The 22218-nt window shown below is 47.8% G+C and carries 23 protein-coding genes; 19 read left to right on the top strand and 4 right to left on the bottom strand.

The window, feature by feature from the left end; all coding sequences use genetic code 11:
• Positions 1-16: 16 nt before the first annotated feature.
• A complete protein-coding gene (locus tag JYJ62_RS09310) occupies positions 17-421 on the bottom strand; it encodes a DUF4878 domain-containing protein (protein WP_205341935.1) in 405 nt (134 codons plus the stop codon).
• Between the two features lie 206 nt (positions 422-627).
• Here JYJ62_RS09310 and JYJ62_RS09305 point away from each other — a divergent pair, with 206 nt between their 5' ends.
• The 4 genes from JYJ62_RS09305 to JYJ62_RS09290 all read left to right on the top strand — a co-directional run bounded on the left by JYJ62_RS09305 (position 628) and on the right by JYJ62_RS09290 (position 4450).
• Entirely contained in the window at positions 628-1215 is a 588-nt protein-coding gene (locus JYJ62_RS09305) for a TetR/AcrR family transcriptional regulator (protein WP_205341934.1), read from the top strand.
• A gap of 102 nt (positions 1216-1317) precedes the next feature.
• The gene (locus JYJ62_RS09300) at positions 1318-2475 is read left to right on the top strand and encodes an iron-containing alcohol dehydrogenase (protein ID WP_205341933.1); all 1158 of its coding nucleotides are present in this window, start codon (positions 1318-1320) and stop codon (positions 2473-2475) included.
• A gap of 20 nt (positions 2476-2495) precedes the next feature.
• On the top strand, positions 2496-3536 hold the full coding sequence (locus JYJ62_RS09295; RefSeq protein WP_205341932.1) for an NADP-dependent oxidoreductase: 1041 nt from the start codon (positions 2496-2498) through the stop codon (positions 3534-3536).
• Positions 3537-3775: 239 nt separating this feature from the next.
• Positions 3776-4450, top strand: coding sequence for a DNA-3-methyladenine glycosylase (locus JYJ62_RS09290; RefSeq protein WP_205341931.1), 675 nt, complete (start codon positions 3776-3778; stop codon positions 4448-4450).
• On the opposite strand, the gene yccS is transcribed toward JYJ62_RS09290, so the two are convergent.
• Complete coding sequence (gene yccS, locus JYJ62_RS09285) at positions 4447-6615, bottom strand: YccS family putative transporter (RefSeq protein ID WP_205341930.1); 2169 nt, start codon at positions 6613-6615, stop codon at positions 4447-4449. The genes JYJ62_RS09290 and yccS overlap by 4 nt on opposite strands.
• 95 nt (positions 6616-6710) lie before the next feature.
• A complete protein-coding gene (locus JYJ62_RS09280) occupies positions 6711-6902 on the bottom strand; it encodes a hypothetical protein (RefSeq protein WP_205341929.1) in 192 nt (63 codons plus the stop codon).
• Positions 6903-7116: 214 nt separating this feature from the next.
• On the opposite strand from JYJ62_RS09280, the gene JYJ62_RS09275 reads away from it, so the two are divergent.
• The 7 genes from JYJ62_RS09275 (at position 7117) to bfr (ending at position 15851) form a co-directional block, all read left to right on the top strand.
• The gene (locus tag JYJ62_RS09275) at positions 7117-8118 is read left to right on the top strand and encodes an ArsR/SmtB family transcription factor (RefSeq protein ID WP_205341928.1); all 1002 of its coding nucleotides are present in this window, start codon (positions 7117-7119) and stop codon (positions 8116-8118) included.
• 14 nt (positions 8119-8132) lie between these two features.
• Positions 8133-9323 carry a methionine adenosyltransferase gene (gene metK / locus JYJ62_RS09270; RefSeq protein WP_205341927.1) on the top strand — a complete coding sequence of 397 codons (1191 nt, stop codon included), beginning with the start codon at positions 8133-8135 and terminating at the stop codon, positions 9321-9323.
• 268 nt (positions 9324-9591) lie between these two features.
• The gene (gene tkt / locus JYJ62_RS09265) at positions 9592-11592 is read left to right on the top strand and encodes a transketolase (protein WP_205341926.1); all 2001 of its coding nucleotides are present in this window, start codon (positions 9592-9594) and stop codon (positions 11590-11592) included.
• Between the two features lie 84 nt (positions 11593-11676).
• On the top strand, positions 11677-12738 hold the full coding sequence (epd, locus tag JYJ62_RS09260; protein ID WP_205341925.1) for an erythrose-4-phosphate dehydrogenase: 1062 nt from the start codon (positions 11677-11679) through the stop codon (positions 12736-12738).
• A gap of 5 nt (positions 12739-12743) precedes the next feature.
• Complete coding sequence (locus JYJ62_RS09255; protein ID WP_205341924.1) at positions 12744-13907, top strand: phosphoglycerate kinase; 1164 nt, start codon at positions 12744-12746, stop codon at positions 13905-13907.
• A gap of 81 nt (positions 13908-13988) precedes the next feature.
• The gene (gene fba, locus JYJ62_RS09250) at positions 13989-15053 is read left to right on the top strand and encodes a class II fructose-bisphosphate aldolase (protein ID WP_205341923.1); all 1065 of its coding nucleotides are present in this window, start codon (positions 13989-13991) and stop codon (positions 15051-15053) included.
• Positions 15054-15386: 333 nt separating this feature from the next.
• A complete protein-coding gene (gene bfr / locus JYJ62_RS09245; RefSeq protein WP_205341922.1) occupies positions 15387-15851 on the top strand; it encodes a bacterioferritin in 465 nt (154 codons plus the stop codon).
• A 71-nt stretch (positions 15852-15922) separates the two neighbouring features.
• On the opposite strand, the gene JYJ62_RS09240 is transcribed toward bfr, so the two are convergent.
• Positions 15923-16057: a phage integrase N-terminal SAM-like domain-containing protein gene (locus JYJ62_RS09240; RefSeq protein ID WP_269751408.1), complete on the bottom strand. Its 135-nt coding sequence runs from the start codon at positions 16055-16057 to the stop codon at positions 15923-15925.
• A 425-nt stretch (positions 16058-16482) separates the two neighbouring features.
• Between JYJ62_RS09240 and JYJ62_RS09230 the strand changes: the two genes are divergently transcribed.
• The 8 genes from JYJ62_RS09230 to JYJ62_RS09195 all read left to right on the top strand — a co-directional run bounded on the left by JYJ62_RS09230 (position 16483) and on the right by JYJ62_RS09195 (position 22139).
• Positions 16483-17640, top strand: a complete 1158-nt coding sequence (locus JYJ62_RS09230; protein WP_420042837.1) for an IS91 family transposase — start codon at positions 16483-16485, stop codon at positions 17638-17640.
• 93 nt (positions 17641-17733) lie between these two features.
• Positions 17734-18408, top strand: a complete 675-nt coding sequence (locus JYJ62_RS09225) for a hypothetical protein (RefSeq protein ID WP_205341920.1) — start codon at positions 17734-17736, stop codon at positions 18406-18408.
• Between the two features lie 52 nt (positions 18409-18460).
• Positions 18461-19513 carry a hypothetical protein gene (locus JYJ62_RS09220; protein ID WP_205341919.1) on the top strand — a complete coding sequence of 351 codons (1053 nt, stop codon included), beginning with the start codon at positions 18461-18463 and terminating at the stop codon, positions 19511-19513.
• Positions 19510-20022: a hypothetical protein gene (locus JYJ62_RS09215; protein WP_205341918.1), complete on the top strand. Its 513-nt coding sequence runs from the start codon at positions 19510-19512 to the stop codon at positions 20020-20022. The genes JYJ62_RS09220 and JYJ62_RS09215 overlap by 4 nt, the downstream gene beginning before the upstream one ends.
• Positions 20023-20112: 90 nt before the next feature.
• Positions 20113-20430 carry a hypothetical protein gene (locus tag JYJ62_RS09210; protein WP_205341917.1) on the top strand — a complete coding sequence of 106 codons (318 nt, stop codon included), beginning with the start codon at positions 20113-20115 and terminating at the stop codon, positions 20428-20430.
• Positions 20431-20569: 139 nt separating this feature from the next.
• The gene (locus JYJ62_RS09205; protein ID WP_205341916.1) at positions 20570-20851 is read left to right on the top strand and encodes a type II toxin-antitoxin system RelE/ParE family toxin; all 282 of its coding nucleotides are present in this window, start codon (positions 20570-20572) and stop codon (positions 20849-20851) included.
• A 14-nt stretch (positions 20852-20865) separates the two neighbouring features.
• The gene (locus tag JYJ62_RS09200; RefSeq protein WP_205341915.1) at positions 20866-21180 is read left to right on the top strand and encodes a HigA family addiction module antitoxin; all 315 of its coding nucleotides are present in this window, start codon (positions 20866-20868) and stop codon (positions 21178-21180) included.
• A 161-nt stretch (positions 21181-21341) separates the two neighbouring features.
• Positions 21342-22139, top strand: coding sequence for a PhzF family phenazine biosynthesis protein (locus JYJ62_RS09195; RefSeq protein ID WP_205341914.1), 798 nt, complete (start codon positions 21342-21344; stop codon positions 22137-22139).
• Positions 22140-22218: the final 79 nt, after the last annotated feature.

The raw sequence follows: 22218 nt of genomic DNA, 5'->3' as shown, positions 1-22218 counted from the left end.
CACTGGCTGACTCGTCTTACAACGAAACTTTCCAGCCGTCATCGGTTTTGACCAGCGCAATATGTTCTTCTTTGTTGGGTGCGTTATCATTTTTATAGCGGATGATTGCAACGAGGTTGGCACGTGTTTTATCGGCATTGTATTCAGGTTTTGAGTAGGTAATTTTTTTCACTCCACCTAAACGAATCACTCGAGTGCTGGTGTCAGCCAATAATATGCTGAGTTTGCCGCGAATCAGTGCATCTTGCTCTTTGGGCGCGTCCGCTTGAATATGTAAGGTGCTCATCACGCCATTAATATCGTTGGCCAGCACTGCATTAATATAGTCTTGAGCCACCTTCTCTGGTGAGTTGCTGGCTGAACAGGCCATTAATAAGGCGGCGGTAAGTAGCATAAACAAACCATTGCGGAGCATGTGCATGACAAATCCTTTAAGTAGATAAAATAATATTGTGCAGTATAGCTGTTGTCATGCCGTGCTTAAGTGAATTCTTGGCTGTTTGTTTCGGATCGTATGGATTTTAATCCTGATGTATTTGCATGAGCGAGCGAGGACTGTATTCGCCGGTATCTTGCGTGTGTTTATTTTACTAGACGACCGGTCTGTTTTTGTTTATTCTAACGGCTATGAAAACTTCTTATGATAATACTCGCGAGCATTTACTCGAAATCGGCCATCAAATTATGGCTGCTAAGGGTTTCTCTGGTGTGGGTCTAAATGAAATCTTACGCACCGCAGGTGTGCCTAAAGGGTCGTTTTATCATTATTTCCCATCCAAAGAATTGTACGGTCAGGCAGTGCTGGAAGCCTATTTTTCTGCCTATTTAGAGTTGCAAAAACAGCTTTTTAATGATTCGAGCAGACCGGTTGCTGAGCGTTTGCTGGACTATTGGCAGCAATGGTTGCTGTGTAATAGTGGTGTCTGCCACGATCAAAAATGCTTAGTCGTCAAGTTGAGCGCGGAAGTTGCTGATTTATCAGAAGCAATGCGCTTAACCCTGCGTGACGGCACTGATAAAGTTATTGAACAGCTGTCTGATTGTATACGTGCGGGCCAAGTCGATGGCTCTTTGATCGTGACTGATGCACCGGCCACGGCAGTGATGCTCTATCAAGTGTGGTTGGGCGCCAGCTTGCTGGCTAAATTGCATCGCACCAGTGTGCCAATGGAGCAAGCGCTGCACATGACCCGTAGGGTCCTGCTGGGTCGTTGAGATGTATGGGCCTGCTTGCTGCAGATCTTCTTTTATATTGAAAATATACGACTGGTCTAATTTGAAGGCCATCGTTACCCTTAACCAGGAGTCACTTATACCATGCTTAATTTTGATTTTTACAACCCGACACAAATCAGCTTTGGTGAAGGACGCATTGCTAAATTAGACAGTTTAGTACCAGCAGAGGCCAAGGTTATGGTGCTGTTTGGTGGGCAAAGCGCGCAACGTACCGGTACCTTAGATGAAGTGAAAAAAGCCTTAGGTGATCGACAGGTCTTTTTGTTTGGCGGTGTTGAAGCGAACCCAACCTATGAGAAATTAATGGAAGCGGTGCAAATTGTACGTGAGGAGAAGATTGATTTCTTACTGGCAGTCGGCGGTGGTTCAGTGATTGATGGCACTAAATTTGTTGCTGCTGCTGTGCCTTACTCAGATGAGCCGTGGAATATTTTGCTCAACAGTGGTCGTGATATCGAACAAGCCTTGCCGATTGGCACGGTGTTGACGCTGGCTGCAACAGGTTCAGAAATGAATAACGGTAGTGTGATCACCCGTCGCTCACTGCAGGCGAAACTACCTTTCCATAGTAATTTGGTCTTCCCTAAGTTCTCTATTCTAGATCCAAGCAAAAGCTTTACCTTGCCCGAGCGCCAAGTGGCCAACGGTGTGGTGGATGCTTTTGTTCACGTCATTGAGCAATATCTAACCTATCCGGTCAACGCACCGGTGCAAGACCGTTTTGCTGAAGGTTTACTGCAAACCTTAGTCGAGCAAGGTCCATTGGCGCTGAGCCAGCCGGATGATTACGAGGTGCGTGCGAACTTAATGTGGGTGGCGACCTTAGCGCTCAATGGTTTGATTGGTGCTGGCGTACCACAGGATTGGTCAACACACTTAATTGGCCATGAGCTAACAGCCTTGTATGCCTTGGATCATGCGCAAACCCTAGCGGTTATTTTGCCCTCGATGATGCAAGAGCGCCGCGACGCTAAACGTGAGAAGTTATTGCAGTACGCCGAGCGTGTTTGGAACCTGCGTGAAGGTGATGAAGAGCAGCGTATTACTGCTGCCATTGAGCAGACCCGTGCATTTTTTGAAACCCTCGGGGTAAAAACGCGTCTTAAAGATTACAACCTTGAGCAAGCGGCCGTTGAAACTGTACTGAAACAACTTGAGCAGCATGGTATGCAGCAGTTGGGCGAGCGCCAAGATATTGATCTGACGGTCAGCCGTCGTGTGCTTGAAGCCAGTCTTTAATGTTATTTGAGGAAACTTGTATGACCCAGTCAACACAAAGTAATCGTCGTATCGTTTTGGCTTCACGCCCACATGGCGCGCCAACGCCAGCGAATTTCCACCTCGAAGAGCAGGCCATTCCAACGCCAGCAGAAGGCCAAGTCTTACTGCGTACGGTGTATTTATCACTGGACCCTTACATGCGTGGTCGTATGAGTGATGGTCCGTCCTATGCGGCACCGGTGGCGGTCGATGATGTCATGGTCGGGGCGACAGTCAGCCGTGTCGTGAGCTCCAAGCATGAAAAATTTGCTGCAGGTGATTGGGTACTGGCGAACACAGGCTGGCAAGATTACGCTCTCAGTGATGGTTCTGATTTGATGCCCCTGGGTAACGCCCCGAAGAATCCATCCTATGCGCTGGGTATTTTAGGTATGCCTGGTTTTACTGCTTATATGGGCTTGCTGGATATTGGTCGCCCACAAGCGGGTGAAACCTTGGTGGTTGCGGCGGCAACAGGGCCGGTGGGCGCGACGGTTGGGCAAATCGCTAAGATCAAAGGCTGCCGTGTAGTGGGTGTCGCTGGTGGTGTGGAAAAATGCCAATATGCTGTTGACGTACAAGGCTTTGATGCCTGTATTGATCACCATGCGCCAGACTTTGCAGAGCAGTTAGCTCAGGCCTGTCCGCAAGGTATTGATGTTTATTACGAGAATGTCGGCGGTAAAGTTTTTGATGCCGTCTTACCCCTGCTCAATACTAAGGCACGTATCCCCGTGTGTGGTCTGATTGCGCATTACAATGCCACTGCTTTAGAGCCAGGCCCCGATCGCTTGGCACTGTTGATGCGAACCATTTTAACGAAACGTTTAACGATGCAAGGCTTTATCATTTTTGATGATTACGCGCCACGTTATCCCGAGTTTAGTAAGGATATGCAGCAATGGTTGGCCAATAAGAAAATCACTTATCGTGAGCATCGCGTGGTTGGCTTAGCCAATGCTCCACAAGCTTTTATCGGCTTATTGCAAGGCAGTAATTTTGGTAAATTAGTGATTCAAGTGGGTGCTGAAGAGCAGTAACAGAGCTTAGGTGAGCTGCAGCGTAGAGAGTGCGATAGATTCTCTCTGCGCTGCAGGACTGTTTACGTGAGATCATCCGCGCCTAATAGGTACTGAAGGACAGCTCGACACGCTCGCTAAAATAGTTGATTTTGTCGCAACACAGCGTTACTCACCGCACCTATTACAAGCATACCCTGAGGTAAAATCTAGCGAGAGCTTAAAATAGGTAGGTCGTGCGGCATGTTTTAGAGGTTCTTATGCTCCCAGATTCATTCTTTAATCGCCCCGCGCTCGAACTGGCTCTTGCCTTGCTCGGTAAGGTCATTCGCTATTGCCATCAGGGTGTGTGGCTCAGTGTGCGGATTATTGAAACAGAAGCCTATCTGCTCACCGATAAAGGCAGTCATGCTTCGTTGGGCTATACCGAGAAGCGCCAAGCCTTGTTTAAGGATGGTGGCACCATCTATATGTACTATTCACGCGGTGGCGATTCGTTGAATTTCAGTGCTCAAGGCCCGGGTAATGCGGTGTTGATTAAATCGGGTTATCCATATTTTGATGCGTTATCACCCGAGTCGACCTTGAGCATATTGCAAGCCAATAACCCCGATCGCCAAGGCCAACCACGGCCTGTGCATAAACTCTGTAGTGGACAAACCTTACTGTGTAAAAGCTTAGGCTTAAAGGTGCCCGAGTGGGATAACCAACGTTTTGACTCACAGTGCTTTTACGTTGACGACTGCGGGCTGCGTCCACAAGAGATTATTCAAGCACGTCGTTTAGGCATTAGCCAAGGACGTGATGAGCATTTACCCTATCGCTTTGTCGATGCTGATTACGCAGCTTATTGCACTAAAAACCCTTTGCGTCGGGGCCAGCACGAGGGGCAAGATTTCTGGCGGCTCGGCGCTGCTGATCCTGCGCGTGTTTAGCTTTTGTTTAAGATGTGTGCGGCTAAGGTGCGAATCGAACCCAGTTGCTGACTGATTAATAGCAGTTGCGTTTGCAAGAGGCGCAAGGTGTCATCCTCTTCTTCGGGTAAATCACGCAAACGATAGGACTGTTGTTGCTCGATATCACTGTGCACTTCAACCGGTTGGCGCTTAATCAATTTCTCTGCAATCTGCTCAAAACTGTCGGCGAGCAGCTGTGCTTCTTGATTTAGCAGTGGGTAGGTTGGTGCATCTGCCAGTTTTTCGCGGTGTGCACCCAGCGCGGAGATGTAACTGAGCAAGGTATGCGAGAGCAGTAAAAAGCGGAAGCCGATATCCGTTTGTTTACGAAAATAGCCAGGCTCTTTAAGCATATTGGTCAGCGTACTCGACAGCGCCGCATCAGCATTATGTGCATCGCGGCGGGCGACACGGTAGGCCATATCATCGGTTTTACCTTGGGTGTACTCGAGCATGATTTGTTTTAAATAGCGGCCGTTGCTGCGTAAGGTTTGTGCCAGTACTACATTTAAACGGCGACCTTGCCAGTCCGGTAAAATAAAAAATACGGCTAACCCAGCAATCGCACTGCCAATTAACGTGTCAGTTAAACGTGGTAAAAATAAGTTATAGCCATCACCGATTTGGTTAAAACAGAACAGCACCATTAAGGTAATAAACGCGGTGGAAAGCTTGTAATGGGTGGTGCGCGTGGCAAAGTAGGCAACGCCAGCAGCTACTGCGATCAATGCTTGCACCCAGAGTTCGGGAAACAGTTCAAATAGCACCCAGCTGCCACCCAGCCCTAAGATGGTGCCAATAATGCGTTCGACTAGACGAATACGGGTGGCGCCGTAATTGGGTCGGCAGACAAAGAGGGTGGTTAATAAGATCCAATAACCTTGATCGGGATGCAGTATTTGCATCACGCCATAGCAGACAGCGACGGCAATGCTTAAGCGTAAAGCATGGCGAAACAATAGCGAGTGAATACTAAAATGTTGACGGATACGCTCAAAGGCTTCTTTAAGGGTTTTTGGGTCACGATCAAAAATAGTATCGTTTTTAGTTAATGCAATAACATCGGGGTTGGCGGCATCGCGCAGCAAATGATCTAAGGTGCTGAGGTTGTTAGCCAGCGCGCGCAGCGAGCGTAATAAGTCGCGCCACTCGGGATTATTTTGTTGTTTTAGGTAGGCAATCGCGCCTTGTAAATCTTCTAGTGCGGCGCTATGACCGCCGCCGTAATCAAAGGGTTGACGCAACTCAATGGCTTTGGCCAGCGCTTTACAGCCATCACCTTGTTGGCGCAGTAAGCGTAAACAGCGAAACAAGACATCGCTATGAAAAAACGCTTGCGACAGTTCTTGGTAGGGGTAGTGGGAGGAGCTGGCGCGTTCGTGAATATCTTGAGCGAGAAAATACAGCTTTAAATAGCGATTGACCTTGCTGCTGCCGCGACCATCGACGCGATGCAGAATAATGGTTTTGGTATCATTTAAAGCGGCTACGACATGGCTATTTTGCCGCGCAATCGCCAAACGATGACCTTCAATATCCATATTGCGCAATGGCTCAAATAGCGCTGATTTGGCTTTTAAATAATTGCATTGTTCACGAAATAAGCGCGCCAAACTGTGTTGTAGAGGCTGCTGAGAAAAGACTCCGTACCAAATAACTGAGAGCACACCGTAGATGGCTGCGCCGATCACCAAAAGCATCGGCTGCTGCCAGAGCGATACTAAAACGTCGCGGCTTTGTTCTAAGCCAATCATGGTGTAAATCGCCAGAATCAACGTGGCATAGGCGACAGTGGCATAGCGCTCGCCAAGAGCCCCCAGCATAATTAGGCAGAAGGTGGCGGTACATAACGCGCTAATAAACAGCCATTTATAAGGGTAGAGCAACTCCACCGCGACTGAGGTGAAGAAAAAACAGACCAGAGTGACGCACAGCGAAAACAGCCGACCTTGCCAGCTGTCATCTGATTCAGCTAAGGCGCTGGCAATCACGCCAAGAAACAACGGCGTGAGCAATTCCATTTGGGCGTTATACCAGCACCAGGTCATTGAGCCAGCGAGTGCGATAAAAAAACGCAAGCTTGGACCAAAGCGCTCTAATGCCCATAAACGGCGTAGAGAATGACTTAAAGAGATCGAACCCATAGATGATCCTTGCGCCAGTCAGGTGGTTGGATAGTAACCGTAAAGCAAAGTTTTAGGCTGGCACAAGATGCGACAAACGGCAAGCAGTCTGCTGCTTAAGCTTGGTTACGCCAGAGTCTTTGATCCTTAAGAGCCTGAGTGGGAACGTAGCGCGGCTGACCACTAACGGCCTCAAGCTCGGTCGTGCCGCCGAGTTGATCGACGATTCTATAGCGGATGCCATAACGGGTGTCTTCAAGGGGGTAGAGGTAACTGATCTGTTCAGCCAATTCATTTAGGGTAGACATAATGCAACTCCATGTTTGCGGTGTAACAACTTTATAGCGACTTAGAGTGACGAAATGATGAATAGTTCGCAGCTGTTATGCATAAAACAACACAATTGTCGGTGCAGTTCCGATGGTTAGCGTACTAAAGCTCGCCTTACAATTTTAACCTATATCAACTTTTGTTGATATAGGTGTTGCTGCGTTCATCTTCAGCGTTTAAACTGCGCAACCTATGAGCACCGTAACGCAATTCCCCATCTTCAGTCCGAGTGATGCCTTAGCTGCCTTTTGTAAAGCGGCCGGTGAACCTTTGCGCCTGAATATATTGCGTGCTTTAAGTAATGACTCTTTTGGTGTGTTAGAGCTGGCCCATATTTTTGCCACGGGCCAGTCAGGGATCAGTCATCATTTAAAAGTGCTGACTCAAGCCGGTTTAGTCACCTCACGGCGTGAAGGCAATGCGATTTTTTATCGTCGCAGCTTGCCGCAGAATCAGAGTCCTGATGAGCGGCTGCATCATGCGCTGTTGAGCAGTTTAGATGAGTTACCGATACCGGCGGATGTCACCTTACGGATTAAACATGTGCATGCCCAGCGTGCTGAGGCCAGCCAAGAGTTTTTTGAGCGTATGGCCGGTGATTTTCAAAGTCGCCAAGATTTAATCGCTGGTTTGCCGCAGTTTCGCGACAGTTTGTTAGCGTTGTTGGACTCACTAACTTTCTCAGCAGAGGCAACGGCTATTGAAGTGGGCCCCGGCGACGGTGGCTTTTTAGCAGAATTGTCCAGCCGTTTTCAACACGTACGTGCGCTGGATAACAGCCCGCAAATGCTTGAGCTGGCGCGACAAGCCTGCGTGAAGCATGGTTTACAGAATGTCGAATTACAACTGGCGGATGCGTTGCATGATGACGTCGTCGCCGCAGATTGTGTTGTGGTCAATATGGTCTTGCACCATTTTGCAGCACCAGCCGATGCTTTGTGCTTATTGGCGCGATTGCTCAAGCCGGGTGGCAGTTTATTGATCACAGAGTTATGCCGTCACGACCAAGATTGGGCCAAGCAGGCCTGCGGCGATCTATGGTTAGGTTTTGATCAGGATGAACTGGCCTTGTGGGCCAATGCCGCAGGACTGATACCCAGTGAAAGTCTTTACTTGGGTTTAAAAAACGGCTTTCAAATTCAGCTGCGGCATTTTGCCAAGCCGGATTCACGAAGCACTCTCACGCACCGGTAGTTAAAGGAACCGACATGAGCGAATATTCGATTTTTACTTCTGAATCTGTATCTGAAGGGCATCCCGATAAGATTGCAGACCAAATTTCTGATGCAGTGTTAGATGCCATCATTACTGAAGACAAACAAGCACGTGTAGCCTGCGAAACATTGGTGAAAACCGGTGTGGCGATTGTTGCTGGCGAAATCACCACCAATGCGTGGATTGATTTAGAGCAGCTGGTGCGCGATGTTATTATTGATATCGGCTATAACAGTTCAGATGTCGGTTATGACGGCGCCACCTGCGGCATTATCAATATTATTGGTAAGCAGTCTGCAGAAATCGCTCAGGGTGTTGACCGCGTCAGCCCAGAAGATCAGGGTGCTGGCGACCAAGGTTTAATGTTTGGTTATGCCAGCAATGAAACCGACGTACTAATGCCTGCACCTATTACTTTTGCCCACCGCTTAATGGAGCGTCAAGCTGAAGCCCGTAAAACTGGTGTGCTGCCTTGGTTGCGTCCTGATGCAAAGAGTCAAGTGACTTGTCGTTATGAGAATGGCAAGGTTGTCGGTATTGATGCGGTGGTACTGTCCACTCAGCACGGTCCTGATGTGTCGCAAAAAGATCTCGAAGAAGCAGTGATGGAGCTGATTGTTAAGCACACACTACCTGCTGAATTGTTGCACAAAGATACTCAATACCACATCAACCCAACCGGTAAGTTTGTCATCGGTGGCCCAGTGGGTGACTGTGGTTTAACCGGCCGTAAGATTATCGTGGATACCTACGGTGGTATGGCGCGCCACGGTGGTGGTGCATTCTCGGGTAAAGATCCATCGAAAGTAGACCGTAGTGCGGCCTATGCGGGCCGTTATGTGGCGAAAAATATCGTCGCGGCTGGTTTAGCTGAGCGTTGCGAAATTCAGGTTTCATACGCGATTGGTGTGGCACAGCCGACTTCAATCTCTTTGAATACCTTTGGTACGGGTAAAATCAGCGATGAGCAAATCATCAAGCTGGTACGTGACGTGTTTGACCTGCGTCCATACGCCATTACTAATATGCTCGACTTGTTGCACCCGATGTACCAAGCCACTGCGTCATACGGCCACTTCGGTCGTACGCCGTACGAAATGACGGTCGGGGATGACACCTTTACCGCATTTACATGGGAAAAAACCGACCGCGCTGAATCATTACGCGCTGCTGCCGGACTGTGAAACGCCTCACAACAACAGCTTTGCGCCTTGCGTAAGGCTGTTGTGCCTTGCCTGCTGATGATTTAAAACGCCTCCAGCAACACGATAAAGCCTGCTTCACACTCTACATCCTCCAGTGCCTGTGTAACTTTACGCTGTCTTTAATGCCGCCTTCTCTGTGGTTATCCGTTATAATTGCGCCTTTGCTTTACTGCAAACGTTGCCCCCTGCGTTTAGGTGGGCGAAAATAGCCGTCTTTATTTTAATTTTAGCGTCAGGAGATTCAGTAATGCCCAGCCGTCGTGAGCGAGCCAATGCCATTCGCGCCCTCAGCATGGATGCTGTGCAAAAAGCCAACAGTGGCCACCCGGGTGCCCCAATGGGTATGGCGGATATCGCCGAAGTTCTGTGGCGTGATCATCTGAAGCACAATCCAAAAAATCCACAATGGTTAGACCGTGACCGCTTTGTCCTGTCCAACGGCCACGGTTCAATGTTGCTGTATTCGCTACTGCATCTGACCGGTTATGACGTCAATCTGGATGATTTAAAAAACTTCCGCCAATTGCACAGCCGTACCCCAGGTCACCCTGAATATGGTTATACCGCAGGCGTAGAAACCACTACTGGTCCATTGGGTCAGGGTTTAGCCAATGCGGTCGGTTTTGCTTTAGCTGAAAAAGTCATGGCGGCGCAGTTTAACCGTCCCAAGCATGACATTGTTGATCACCAAACCTACGTGTTCTTGGGTGATGGCTGCTTAATGGAAGGTATTTCCCATGAAGTCTGCTCATTAGCAGGAACCTTAGGCCTGAATAAACTGACTGCATTTTATGATGACAATGGTATTTCCATTGATGGTCAGGTGCAGGGCTGGTTCAGTGATGACACCCCACGTCGCTTTGAAGCCTACGGCTGGCATGTGATTCGCAATGTTGATGGTCACAATGCTGACGAAATTGAAGTAGCGATTGAAGCAGCGCGTGAAAGCGACAAGCCGACGTTAATCTGCTGCAAAACCGTAATTGGTTTTGGTTCGCCCAACCGTGGCGGTAAAGAAACTTGTCATGGTGCGCCATTGGGTGCGGAAGAAATTGCCTTAACTCGCGCAGAGTTGAACTGGCCGCATGGTCCGTTTGAAATCCCTGCTGATATCTATGCTGAGTGGAACGCAGACGCAGCCGGTGCCAAAGCCGAAGCGCAGTGGGATGTACGTTTTGCCGCTTATGCTGCCGAGTTCCCAGAATTGGCCGCTGAGTTTGAGCGTCGTATGGCCGGTGATTTACCTGCTGACTTCGCTGAGAAAGCCGCAGAGTATATTGCGCAAGTAGCGGCCAAAGGCGAAAGCATTGCTAGCCGTAAAGCCAGCCAAGACAGCCTGAATGCCTATGGTCCATTACTGCCTGAGTTACTCGGTGGTTCAGCTGACCTCGCTGGCTCTAACCTGACGTTATGGAAAGGTTGTAAAGGTATCTCTGACGCTGATGCGTCCGGTAACTACATGTTCTACGGTGTGCGCGAGTTTGGTATGAGCGCCATTATGAATGGTGTGGCCCTGCACGGTGGCTTGATTCCGTACGGCGCAACCTTCCTGATGTTTATGGAATACGCGCGCAACGCTGTGCGTATGTCGGCGCTGATGAAGCAGCGTGTGCTTTATGTGTTTACCCACGACTCGATTGGTTTGGGTGAAGACGGTCCAACCCACCAGCCGATTGAGCAGTTGACCAGCTTACGCACGACGCCGAACCTTGATACTTGGCGTCCCTGTGATGCGGTTGAATCTGCCGTCTCGTGGAAATACGCACTGGAACGTAAACAGGGTCCAAGTGCCTTGATCTTCAGTCGTCAAAACCTGGATCATCAAGAGCGCAGTGCGGAGCAAATTGCTGATATCGAGCGCGGTGGTTATATCTTAAAAGATTGCGCAGGCGAGCCTGAGTTGATCTTGATCTCGACCGGATCTGAAGTGGGCTTGGCAGTTAATGCCTATAACGCACTGACTGAGCAAGGTCATAAAGTCCGTGTCGTATCGATGCCGTGCACCAGCGTATTTGATGCGCAAGATGCCGAATACAAACAAGCGGTATTGCCCATCGAAGTCGGCGCGCGGATTGCTATTGAAGCGGCACACGCAGACTTTTGGTACAAGTATGTTGGCCTCGATGGTCGTGTGATTGGCATGACCACCTACGGTGAGTCAGCGCCTGCTAATCAGCTGTTTGAGATGTTTGGTTTTACTCTGGATGACGTACTCAACGTTGCTGCCGAGTTGCTCGACGACGAATAAGCGCCAGTTGTGTCATTGTTCTACCGCGTAGCGCTTCGTGCTCTGCGCGGTTTATTTCTGTAAAGCTTTTGGTAAAGGATTGTCATGTCTGCACGCCCATTTCGAGTTGCACTTAATGGATACGGCCGTATCGGTCGTTGCGTGTTGCGTGCATTAAGTGAGCGCCCTGGGGGTGCTAACTTTGAAATCATCGCATTGAATGATGTCGCCGACCAAGCCAGTATCGAATACCTCACTCGTTTTGACTCGACCCACGGACGCTTTCCCGGCGAAGTGCGGGTGGATGGTGATTGCCTGCATATCGATGGCGTCTGCGTGCAAGTGCTCTGTGCCAGCGAGCCTGAAGAGATTGATTGGGCCGCATTGGATATTGATCTATTGCTGGAATGCTCAGGGCAATACACCACACGCGCCGATGCCCAGCGTTTTCTTGATGCTGGCGTACCGCGTATCTTGCTCTCGCAGCCGATGGATAGCGCCGCCGATGTCGATGCCACTATCGTGTATGGGGTCAATCATACGGCCCTAAACGGCAGCGAGCGGATTGTCTCGAATGCTTCTTGCACCACCAATTGCGGCGTGCCTTTGCTGCAGTTATTGGAGCAAAATGTAGGTATTGAGCATGCGTTTATCAATACCATTCACTCAGCGATGAATGATCAGCCGGTAATCGATGCCTATCACCACAAAGACCTGCGGCGTACACGCTCAGCATTCCAGTCGGTGGTGCCGGTTTCTACCGGTTTAGCCCGCGGTATCGAGCGATTGTTGCCAGAACTTAACGGTAAAATTCAAGCCAAAGCCATGCGCGTACCCACAGTAAACGTCTCGTGCTTGGATATTACTGTGCAGACTCAACGTGACACCACGCTTGCAGAAATCAACCAACTGTTTAAGCAGGCCGCGACGCAAGGTGCGCTGCACGGCTTGCTTGATTACACTGAATTACCGCACGCCAGCTGTGACTTTAACCACGATCCGCATTCGGCTATTTTTGATGCCAGCCAAACGCAGATGAGTGGCTCGCGCATGCTCAATATTGTCGCTTGGTTCGACAACGAATGGGGCTTTGCCAACCGAATGCTGGATGTGGCTGAACATTATTTGAACGTTGCCTGTACTACTAACCGCTCAGTAAAGGACTGAAATTCATGACAGTGTTAAATATGACCGACCTTGATCTTACCAACCAACGCGTATTGATTCGTGAAGATCTGAACGTGCCAGTAAAAGACGGTGTTGTGCAAAGTGATGCACGGATTGTGGCGGCGTTACCCACCATCCGTTTAGCCTTGGAAAAAGGCGCGGCAGTGATGATTTGTTCACACCTTGGCCGTCCTGATGAAGGCCAGTTTAGTGAAGAAAACAGCCTTGCTCCGGTGGCTGCTTACTTGAGCAAAGCCTTAGGCCGTGACGTGCCCTTAGTGCGTGACTACCTCAATGGTGTTGAAGTCGCGCCAGGCGAGATTGTGCTGCTAGAAAACGTCCGTTTTAACAGCGGCGAAAAGAAAAACAGCGATGCCTTAGCCCAGCAATACGCCGCGTTATGCGATGTGTTTGTGATGGATGCCTTTGGTACCGCACACCGCGCACAAGGATCAACTCACGGCGTGGCGAAATTTGCCAAAGTGGCCTGTGCCGGTCCTTTATTATCTGCGGAACTGGCCGCACTGGGCAAAGCACTCGGTGCACCGGCTCAGCCTATGGCTGCGATTGTGGCGGGCTCTAAAGTGTCAACCAAACTGGATGTACTGACCAGCTTGGCTGATTTATGCGATCAGCTGATTGTCGGCGGCGGCATTGCCAATACTTTCTTGGCGGCTGCCGGTTTCCCAGTAGGAAAATCACTCTACGAAGCCGACTTGATCGATACAGCTAAAGCGATTGCCGCTAAAGTGAGCGTGCCATTGCCAGTCGATGTAGTAGTCGCCAAAGCCTTTGCTGCCGACGCAGAAGCCACAGTGAAAGCCGTCGCTGATGTAGCTGAAGACGATATGATTCTCGATATTGGTCCAGAAACCGCCAAGCAGTTTGCTGAGCTGTTGAAAAGCTCAAAAACCATTCTGTGGAACGGTCCAGTTGGCGTATTTGAGTTTGATCAGTTTGCCAATGGCACCAAAGTGCTGGCGCAAGCGATTGCTGAAAGCGATGCATTCTCAATCGCCGGTGGCGGTGATACGCTGGCAGCGATTGATAAGTATAATGTTGCGGATAAAATTTCGTATATTTCCACCGGTGGCGGTGCTTTCCTTGAGTTTGTGGAAGGCAAAGTATTGCCCGCCGTAGCTATTTTAGAAGAACGCGCAAAAGGCTAATGAAGCCTGCGTGTTAACTGACAGTAACCGGCTGACATAGGGTGAGCCGGATAGATTTTAATGACCTTGCGGGGAAAAATTATGGCTCTTATTAGCATGCGTCAAATGCTTGATCACGCCGCCGAATTTGGCTACGGCGTACCAGCGTTTAACGTCAACAACCTAGAACAAATGCGCGCCATTATGGAAGCTGCGGATAAAACCGACTCTCCAGTAATCGTGCAGGCCTCTGCTGGCGCACGTAAATATGCTGGCGCACCGTTTTTGCGTCATCTGATTTTAGCGGCGATCGAAGAGTTTCCACATATTCCGGTGTGCATGCACCAAGACCATGGCACCAGCCCTGATGTTTGCCAGCGCTCGATTCAGTTGGGCTTCTCCTCAGTGATGATGGACGGCTCACTCGGTGAAGACGGCAAAACACCCATGGACTATGACTACAACGTCGACGTCACCCGTCGCACCGTTGCCTTAGCCCATGCTTGTGGCGTGTCAGTGGAAGGTGAGCTCGGCTGCTTAGGTAGCTTAGAAACCGGAATGGCTGGCGAAGAAGACGGCATCGGCGCAGAAGGCGTTTTGGATATGGAGCAAATGCTCACCGATCCAGAAGAAGCCGCTGATTTTGTCCAGAAAACCAAAGTGGATGCTTTGGCGATTGCTATCGGCACCAGCCACGGCGCGTACAAATTCACTAAGCCACCCACCGGCGATACCTTAGCCATCGAGCGTATTAAGGAAATCCATAAGCGCATTCCGAACACCCACTTGGTGATGCACGGCTCCAGCTCGGTACCGCAAGAGTGGCTGCAGATTATCAACCAGTACGGCGGTGACATTAAAGAAACCTACGGCGTGCCTGTGGAAGAGATCGTTGAAGGCATTAAGCACGGCGTGCGCAAGGTCAACATTGATACTGACCTGCGTTTAGCCTCAACCGGTGCGATGCGTCGTCATATGGCGCTTAACCCAAGCGAGTTTGACCCGCGTAAGTTCTTCGCAGAAACCGTCACCGCAATGCGCGATGTCTGTATCGCTCGTTATGAAGCCTTCGGTACAGCTGGTAATGCGTCAAAAATTAAGCCGATTTCTTTAGAGAAAATGTATCAGCGTTACGCCAGCGGCGAGCTGTATGCAAACATAAAGTAAGATAATCGCGCGACACAGAACCCGCCGACTTGGTCAACGAGTCGGCGGGTTTTTTATTGGCTGCAGATTTTTACTTGGCGTTGTTTTGATTTGGATTGCGCGATGTTTATGTCGATGGCGTCAAGATGTTAGGTTTATATGTCGAAATTATTGTGTTTTATCGACATATAAAAATCTCATGTTGAAATTATGCCGTTTCATCGACATATAAATGGCATGTGTCGATGCGGTGTACATATCAACTGTGGCAGCCATGAGTACCGAAGCATAAAAACCTGCATTTAGCACACTGCTGTTTTATGATGGCTGCATTGGTTATTAGTGGAGGTTGCTATGCAAGGTCACCCAGAAGTTGTTGCGTGTTTAGTCGAGCTGTTACGTGGTGAGTTAGCAGCGCGTGATCAGTACTTTGTGCATTCGCGGTACTACGAGGACTTCGGTTTAACTCATCTGTACACCCGCATCAATCATGAGATGGAAGAAGAAACCCAGCACGCTGATGATATTTTGCGGCGCATTTTGTTTCTTGAAGGCACACCAGATATGCGCCCGCATGCCTTTGAGTACGGCACAAGGGTAACCGAGATGCTGCGTAAAGATTTAGCCCTCGAATACAGCGTGCAGAAAAACCTCACCGAAGCCATGGCGCTGTGTGAGCAGCACAAGGATTACGTCTCGCGCGATATGTTGTTATCGCAATTGCGCGACACCGAAGAAGACCACACCTACTGGCTAGAGAAGCAATTGCGCTTGATCGAAATGCTTGGTTTAGAAAACTACCTGCAATCGCAGATCTAAATACAGGCGTTTAGCAGCAAATGATTGATATTGAACTGAGCCATGCCTTGTGTGTGCGCTCAGTTTTTTGTTTATTGTGGGTGCTGTTTGCTATGAAAAAAGATGAAGCGCTTAATCCAGTGCAGATAGGTTTTTTCAGTTTTTAACGCATAGCCTTTTTGACGCATTACTTGACTTATAGCATTAAGAAAAGGGCTGCTAGACATTTTGATACTCCTTTATCAAAACCAACTTTCTATGACTCACTGTAGCTGTTAAAAAGTAAAGTGCACAGATTCTCACTGAACAATGCACACTTAATGCTCTTGGCACTTAGCGTGAGCCAATAAATATAAAGGATTGGCGCTTTGCAAAGGCGGTTAATGTGCACTCACTTAGAGAGATGTGAGCAAGCACGAATTGCTGCAGATAGTTGTCTTGCTAAGGGCGGAAAAGCTGCGTATAAACAATGTCTTACTGTTAAATTAACCAAGTAGGCTTAACGGCGAAACGCGCATGCTTACTAATATAATGTTGCACATAGCCGCTTCGCGGCAGAGTATTAAAATTAAAGTTGTGTATATAACAACTGAGGACAAAGGATATGTCCAGTCGAGCGATACAAAATCTGTTTGCTTGTTACTCTGATTAACTGAAGAATACCAAGCAACCGCTGAAAAACCTCAAAGCAATTGATGCATTAACTCATTGCCGTACACGTGCGCTGGGTGCCAGTTATTACCGCTGCAAGTTAAACCATGCCGAGATAGAGCAACTGCACTCGTGTCGCCATCGCAGCTGTTATGTCTGCGCTCATAAGCAACGCCTTGACTGGATTGAAAAGCAAAAAGCGCGCTTGCTCGACGTGCCGCACTTTCATGTGATTTTCACCTTGCCTCATGAGTATTTACCGCTGTGGCGTTATAACGAAGCACTATTTGCTCGGATTCTGTTTAAAGCCAGCCAAGAAACATTACTGCAATTACTCGTGCAGCAGCGACATGGCGGTGTCACACCTGGGATTCTAATAGCGCTGCATACGTGGGGACGGCAACTAACACTTCACCCGCATACACATTGCTTGGTGACTGCGGGCGGTCTTGACTCAAACAATGACTGGAAGGCGCTAGGGAGTTACCTCGTACCCAGCGCGGTGATTCGCTCGGTCTATCGTGGCAAGCTGCAGTCTTTTATTAAAGCCGCGTTTGATGCGGGAGAGTTGATTTTGCCACCAACAATGTCGGCCACGCAGTTTTGGTCGATGTATCGGAGTCTGTACAAAAAGCATTGGTGTGTGCGTATTGAAGAGCGCTATGCGCATGGCAAAGGCGTGGTGCTTTATCTAGCGCGTTATTGCAAAGGCGGGCCTGTTGATCCACGACAGTTAAAGCAGGTTACCGCTGACGTGGTGAAGATGAGTTATCTGGATCACCGTGACAAGCGCATTAAACAGCAACGCCTCAAGCCAATAGATTTTATAACTCGTCTACTTCAGCATGTACCGCCCAAAGGTTTACATACCATTCGTTATTACGGACTGTATGCTTCGGCGAGTAAGTTACTCTATCAGCGATGCCGGCAAGAGTGCGGCACGGTCGAGTCTATGCCGCATGCAAGTAGTGTTGATCGGCTATCGATGGTAGTTTATTGCAAAACCTGTGGCGGGCCAGCGCAGTTAAGTCGTCGCTGGTGGTCACGTAGGTCAAAAGGAATTTCCATTAATAAAGAAGCGCTGAGCATTGGTGTCAGCGGTTCTGTACAACAAGTCGATGAACCGCCCCTTGCGGGTGTTTTTTACAATACGTCCTAAAGCTCCGAATGGGTCTTTTTTTTGGTTAGGCAAGGACGGTTATCTAAGCGTTCAAGGACGGTTATCTAAGCGTTAGGCACTACTGGAGTATGAATGTTGAGTGAAGTGTTCGAAGGAAAAGCTATCGTTTTGCTAGGTGCAATGTTTGCAGCGCTTGTTGCTGGCTTCTTTGCATTCACTAATCTTGTGGCGTCCAAAGAAAATAAAATTTCTGAGTTCAGGCAGGACTGGGTAAACTCTCTTAGGGAGTCAATTTCCTGCTACATCTCATCGCTCACTTACTTATCCACCTTATATATTCATTATTCTTCCCGGCCAGAAGAGCATAGAGATAAATTCGAAATGGCTAGGGATGTGGAAGAAGTGTATGCAAAAGTCAACGAGTCGTATAACGACATAATTTTTCGAATTAACGATCAAGAGAAAAGGAAAAAAGGCAAAGATTTAAATAATACCTTTCTTGCTGCGTTGAATCAGACTCGTAAGCATTACCTTAAAAATGAGTTGGCTGAGGCACGCTCGGCATGTGAGCCACTTCGTGAGGCTAGCAAGCCCCTTCTGAAGCACGAGTGGAAGCGTGTAAAGGCTGGCGAATGGAATTATCGGATATCTAAATATTTTGCGGTCTTTGTACTAGTAGTAGGACTGGCCTCAGCTCTTGCGAACGCAAATTACATATTGAGCGTAAATAGTCCTACTGCTTCGAGTACAACCCAAGAAATGCCTAACAAATCAATGCAGTCGACCGCTAAAGCGGCGGCTGATTGAGGCGTTAACTGCCGTCAGGTGCCTAAGGTAGAAGTCATACAAAGGATTATGAATGTTAGAAGCAAAAATAAAGTTTTTCGATATTAAAAAATGCGGATTTTATCTTCGAGGCGGCGCACAAACTGCATTTAGTGGATTGGATGATATCCTCCAGAAGCTTAATCTTTGGGCCGGTGATGGGCGAGAGTTCGTCAATACGACTACCTATGAAGCCGATCCGGATAATGATTTAAGGAATACATATTTTTCTAATTGGCATAAAAACGAAGTTAATAAAGATAGTATTCTTATTCTTTGGAATGAAGTTCCTAATGACAACGGCGTGATCTATGGAATGAACCCAATGGATAAACCAGGTAACACAGATATGCTAACTACTGGTTTTGGTAGCACTCCTGCCATCCCTGGATTTCCTAGTTATTTTTGGTTTATACCAGAGAGGAATGTATTTGCGGCTGTAAGATTTAATCATTCAGTTCAAGGAAAGAATAATTTAGATTGCTTTTTGAACGGATTTCTTGCAAACAAATCGCCATATAGAGTCATTAATGATGAAGGTTCAGTTATTGGTTACTCACCGAATGGCCAGTTTACCGATCAAAGCCACAGAGTTCATTCAAAGTTTCATGCTCTTGGTAGAAAGCAGGAAGAACTAGAAGCCGAGCTACTGACTAACCTACATAAAATTAGACGAATTATAAAAAGAGAAAATCTTCAGTATACAGTTGAAGATGATCGCAAGACATTAGAGAGAGTGTTCTCAGGTTTGCTGGGAAACACACCAACATTTAATCAAGTAAGAACAATTACTCACGAACTACAGTTTGAGCCTACAGAGAGGCAGCTCCGGCAAATAATAAGTAATTATGCAGAATTAAATGCAGCAAGCTCAATTCGAAATGCGGGATTTATATATAACGATGGTAAAAGAGTTATGCTTAATGGAACTAGTGTCGCCTTTTCAGCAGAAATAAATATTAATAGAGATGAAAATCAGATAATAAAACCACGATCTTTATTATCTGCGATCACATCTCAAAGGCAAGATTTACTGAGACCCTTGGATAATCCTGCTTTTGAAATAGAAGAGGCGGTAGCGCAATGACCAAGTATCTTGTACTTGCGGTGCTTTCTATTATCGCGACCTACTTCCTAAGAGATACTGTTTCTTCTTTAGGTTATTCCGATTATAAAGATACCTTAGGTGCACTTCTTAATATATCTTCAATAATATTCGCAATAATAGGTGCGTGGATAGCAATAATTTACCCACGTGCTATAGGTCGTGCATTTCAAGGAAAAACTGTTTCTGATCAAGCCTTTAAAGATGCTGATACTGATGCAGATTATTTAAGTGAGCTAGTGGAAATTGTAATGGTATCCGCAATCGTATTAATGGTTGTTTTATTCGTTCAGTTTGCAGTACCTATCGCCAAAATGTTAATTGTTGGGAAGTGGATTTTTTATTCAAAATATATGGCGTTTTTTGTTGTTTCTTTACTGACGGTTTCACAGCTGTATGCCGTTTCTAGAGTGATATTGGCTAACTATTTCTTTCTAAATGATCTAAGAAAGAAAAACGTTGATGGTAAAGTTGATACTTTGCATAAATAGCAGTTAACAAGGCACTGCTGTCGGACAAATTTTCTGCTGCGCTCCAAATTTGCCGTAGAGCTCAGCGTTATTATAGGTAAAGGAAATATCGTGGAACTTAAAGACTTTATAAAAAGTACTTTGGTTGAGATTGCTCTTGGTGTGCGAGAAGCAAATGAAGAACTGTCCAAATTGGAAAATGGAACGGGCGAGCTATTTAAGCTTAGGCGAAAGGTTTCAGAAAAAAGTGCTTCTAGCAATGTAGAGTTTGATGTGGCGCTGACAGCAACAAAAGACCAGAAAGATAAAGCGGGGTTTTTTGTCGCTCTAGCAAATGTCGGCGGCGGAGCTAATACAGAAAAGGGTACAACGCGAGAAAACGCGCATCGTGTCCGTTTTGAGGTGAATATTAGCGAAAATTGGCGTTAATCCTATAACAAGGCCAGTTATGACGACGTCTACTGCATGCGGCTTCGCCTCCATTCCGTAGCCGCGCGTGCTAGCGGCGTTATGCAGTCGTGTCTTTGTCTGCTTGACACGTGTCACGTGACGGAATACTGTTTCAAGCATGATCAGAACTTTCTCAGACAAGCGGACTCAGGAGCTTTACTCCAAAGGCCGGTCAAAGAAGTTCCCCTCGGATGTTGCTTCAAGAGCTGCTCGGAAGCTGGAGTATGTGCATCTGGCGGAGCAACTAGATGACTTGAAAGTGCCGCCTGGTAATCGGCTCCATTCGCTTTCTAGAGACAGGCAGGGACAGTACGCTATTTCAATTAATGATCAATGGCGTATCTGTTTTCGTTTTGAAGACGGTGATGCGTACGACGTCGAAGTGTGCGATTACCATTGAATGAGGTAACAACTATGACTATTCCTAATACTGCTGACATGCAACGAAAGCCAACGCATCCTGGCGAAATGCTCCGAGAAGACTTTATTCCAGACTATGATTTAACTGTCGCAGGGCTGGCCGAGTCTCTGGGGGTGTCTCGCCAGTCGGTAAATGAGTTGTTGCGCGAACGCCGTGCAGTCAGTCCTGAAATGGCACTTCGGCTTGGCCGTTTGTTTGGTAACTCGCCAGAGTTTTGGCTGAATGCGCAGCGCTCTGTCGACTTGTGGACGGCGGCGCAACTGATTAAAGACGAGATTTCCCAAATTAAGCCATTGCACGCTGCATAATGAGTAGAGGCATGGCTTGCACTTGGTTCTGCAAGTGAGTTGGCAATGTCTAAATTTATCAGCTAGCAATACGCGGCACTCGGGTGGTCTTTTCTTCGCTTTGCTCCGTAAGGGTCAGCGGAGGGTTTCGTATTATAAATAATTGGAGCTAGGGCAGTCGTATGGAACTCGAAATTACAGTGGTAGATGCTTTTACAGAGTCTATTTTTAGTGGGAACCCGGCAGCAGTAATCATTACGGGTGAATGGCTATCCGACGCTTTAATGCAATCCATAGCGGCAGAAAATAACCTTTCTGAAACAGCATTTTTAGTTTTAGCTGATGCATCAACCTATCAGATCCGATGGTTTTCACCGCTCACTGAAATTGATTTTTGCGGGCATGCAACTTTAGCCTCTGCCTTTGTCTTGTTTAACAAGAACCCTGAATTAGCCAGCATTAAATTTTCAGCTAGGGCAGTTGGAGAGCTATTGGTCGAGAAAACTGAAACAGGTCAAATTCAGATGAACTTTCCGAATACCAAACCTGAGAAGGTCGAAACGATCCCTGATAATTTAGTAGCTGGTCTCTCTATCCCGCCGGTAGAAGTTTATTGTAACTCTCAAGCCTATTTCGTAATTTATGATTCTGAGTCTGACGTATTGTCTGTGCAACGTGATAACGAGACCTTAAAACAGCTCAATCCCCTTGATGTTGTGGTTACATGCAGGTCTGAATCCAAGGATTATGATTTTATATCAAGGTACTTTTGGCCTGCGAATGGCGGCGATGAGGACCCAGTCACAGGCTCAATTCACACGGGCCTAGCACCGCTTTGGGCCGAACGGCTGGGTAAAAATGACCTGATTGCCTATCAAGCCTCAAAGCGAGGAGGTGTGCTCAACTGTTTGGTAGCGGGCGACAGGGTGATTATTTCTGGCAATGCGGTTCAGTACTTGAGTGGAACTATCACAGTGTAACGCCACAAGTTTCTAACAAGGCAGGCACGGCGATGCTTTTTCTGTTGCAGCTTTGCCTTCACTACAAAGCCGCGCATGC

It is taken from the genome of Denitrificimonas caeni (assembly GCF_905120345.1).
GTDB classification, from domain to species: Bacteria; Pseudomonadota; Gammaproteobacteria; order Pseudomonadales; family Pseudomonadaceae; genus Denitrificimonas; species Denitrificimonas caeni_A.
The sequence above is the reverse complement of the archived record's forward strand: the minus strand, read 5'-3'. Positions and strand labels throughout refer to the sequence as shown.

Coding starts and splice junctions, on each gene's coding strand:
- metK (WP_205341927.1), top strand. CDS start 8,133: ATGAGCGAATATTCGATTTTTACTTCTGAATCTGTATCTGAAGGGCAT.
- JYJ62_RS09215 (WP_205341918.1), top strand. CDS start 19,510: ATGACCAAGTATCTTGTACTTGCGGTGCTTTCTATTATCGCGACCTAC.
- JYJ62_RS09220 (WP_205341919.1), top strand. CDS start 18,461: ATGTTAGAAGCAAAAATAAAGTTTTTCGATATTAAAAAATGCGGATTT.
- bfr (WP_205341922.1), top strand. CDS start 15,387: ATGCAAGGTCACCCAGAAGTTGTTGCGTGTTTAGTCGAGCTGTTACGT.
- JYJ62_RS09255 (WP_205341924.1), top strand. CDS start 12,744: ATGACAGTGTTAAATATGACCGACCTTGATCTTACCAACCAACGCGTA.
- fba (WP_205341923.1), top strand. CDS start 13,989: ATGGCTCTTATTAGCATGCGTCAAATGCTTGATCACGCCGCCGAATTT.
- JYJ62_RS09205 (WP_205341916.1), top strand. CDS start 20,570: ATGATCAGAACTTTCTCAGACAAGCGGACTCAGGAGCTTTACTCCAAA.
- JYJ62_RS09200 (WP_205341915.1), top strand. CDS start 20,866: ATGACTATTCCTAATACTGCTGACATGCAACGAAAGCCAACGCATCCT.
- JYJ62_RS09310 (WP_205341935.1), bottom strand. CDS start 421: ATGCACATGCTCCGCAATGGTTTGTTTATGCTACTTACCGCCGCCTTA.
- JYJ62_RS09195 (WP_205341914.1), top strand. CDS start 21,342: ATGGAACTCGAAATTACAGTGGTAGATGCTTTTACAGAGTCTATTTTT.
- JYJ62_RS09300 (WP_205341933.1), top strand. CDS start 1,318: ATGCTTAATTTTGATTTTTACAACCCGACACAAATCAGCTTTGGTGAA.
- JYJ62_RS09295 (WP_205341932.1), top strand. CDS start 2,496: ATGACCCAGTCAACACAAAGTAATCGTCGTATCGTTTTGGCTTCACGC.
- JYJ62_RS09225 (WP_205341920.1), top strand. CDS start 17,734: ATGTTGAGTGAAGTGTTCGAAGGAAAAGCTATCGTTTTGCTAGGTGCA.
- tkt (WP_205341926.1), top strand. CDS start 9,592: ATGCCCAGCCGTCGTGAGCGAGCCAATGCCATTCGCGCCCTCAGCATG.
- JYJ62_RS09275 (WP_205341928.1), top strand. CDS start 7,117: ATGAGCACCGTAACGCAATTCCCCATCTTCAGTCCGAGTGATGCCTTA.
- yccS (WP_205341930.1), bottom strand. CDS start 6,615: ATGGGTTCGATCTCTTTAAGTCATTCTCTACGCCGTTTATGGGCATTA.
- JYJ62_RS09290 (WP_205341931.1), top strand. CDS start 3,776: ATGCTCCCAGATTCATTCTTTAATCGCCCCGCGCTCGAACTGGCTCTT.
- JYJ62_RS09280 (WP_205341929.1), bottom strand. CDS start 6,902: ATGTCTACCCTAAATGAATTGGCTGAACAGATCAGTTACCTCTACCCC.
- JYJ62_RS09240 (WP_269751408.1), bottom strand. CDS start 16,057: ATGTCTAGCAGCCCTTTTCTTAATGCTATAAGTCAAGTAATGCGTCAA.
- epd (WP_205341925.1), top strand. CDS start 11,677: ATGTCTGCACGCCCATTTCGAGTTGCACTTAATGGATACGGCCGTATC.
- JYJ62_RS09305 (WP_205341934.1), top strand. CDS start 628: ATGAAAACTTCTTATGATAATACTCGCGAGCATTTACTCGAAATCGGC.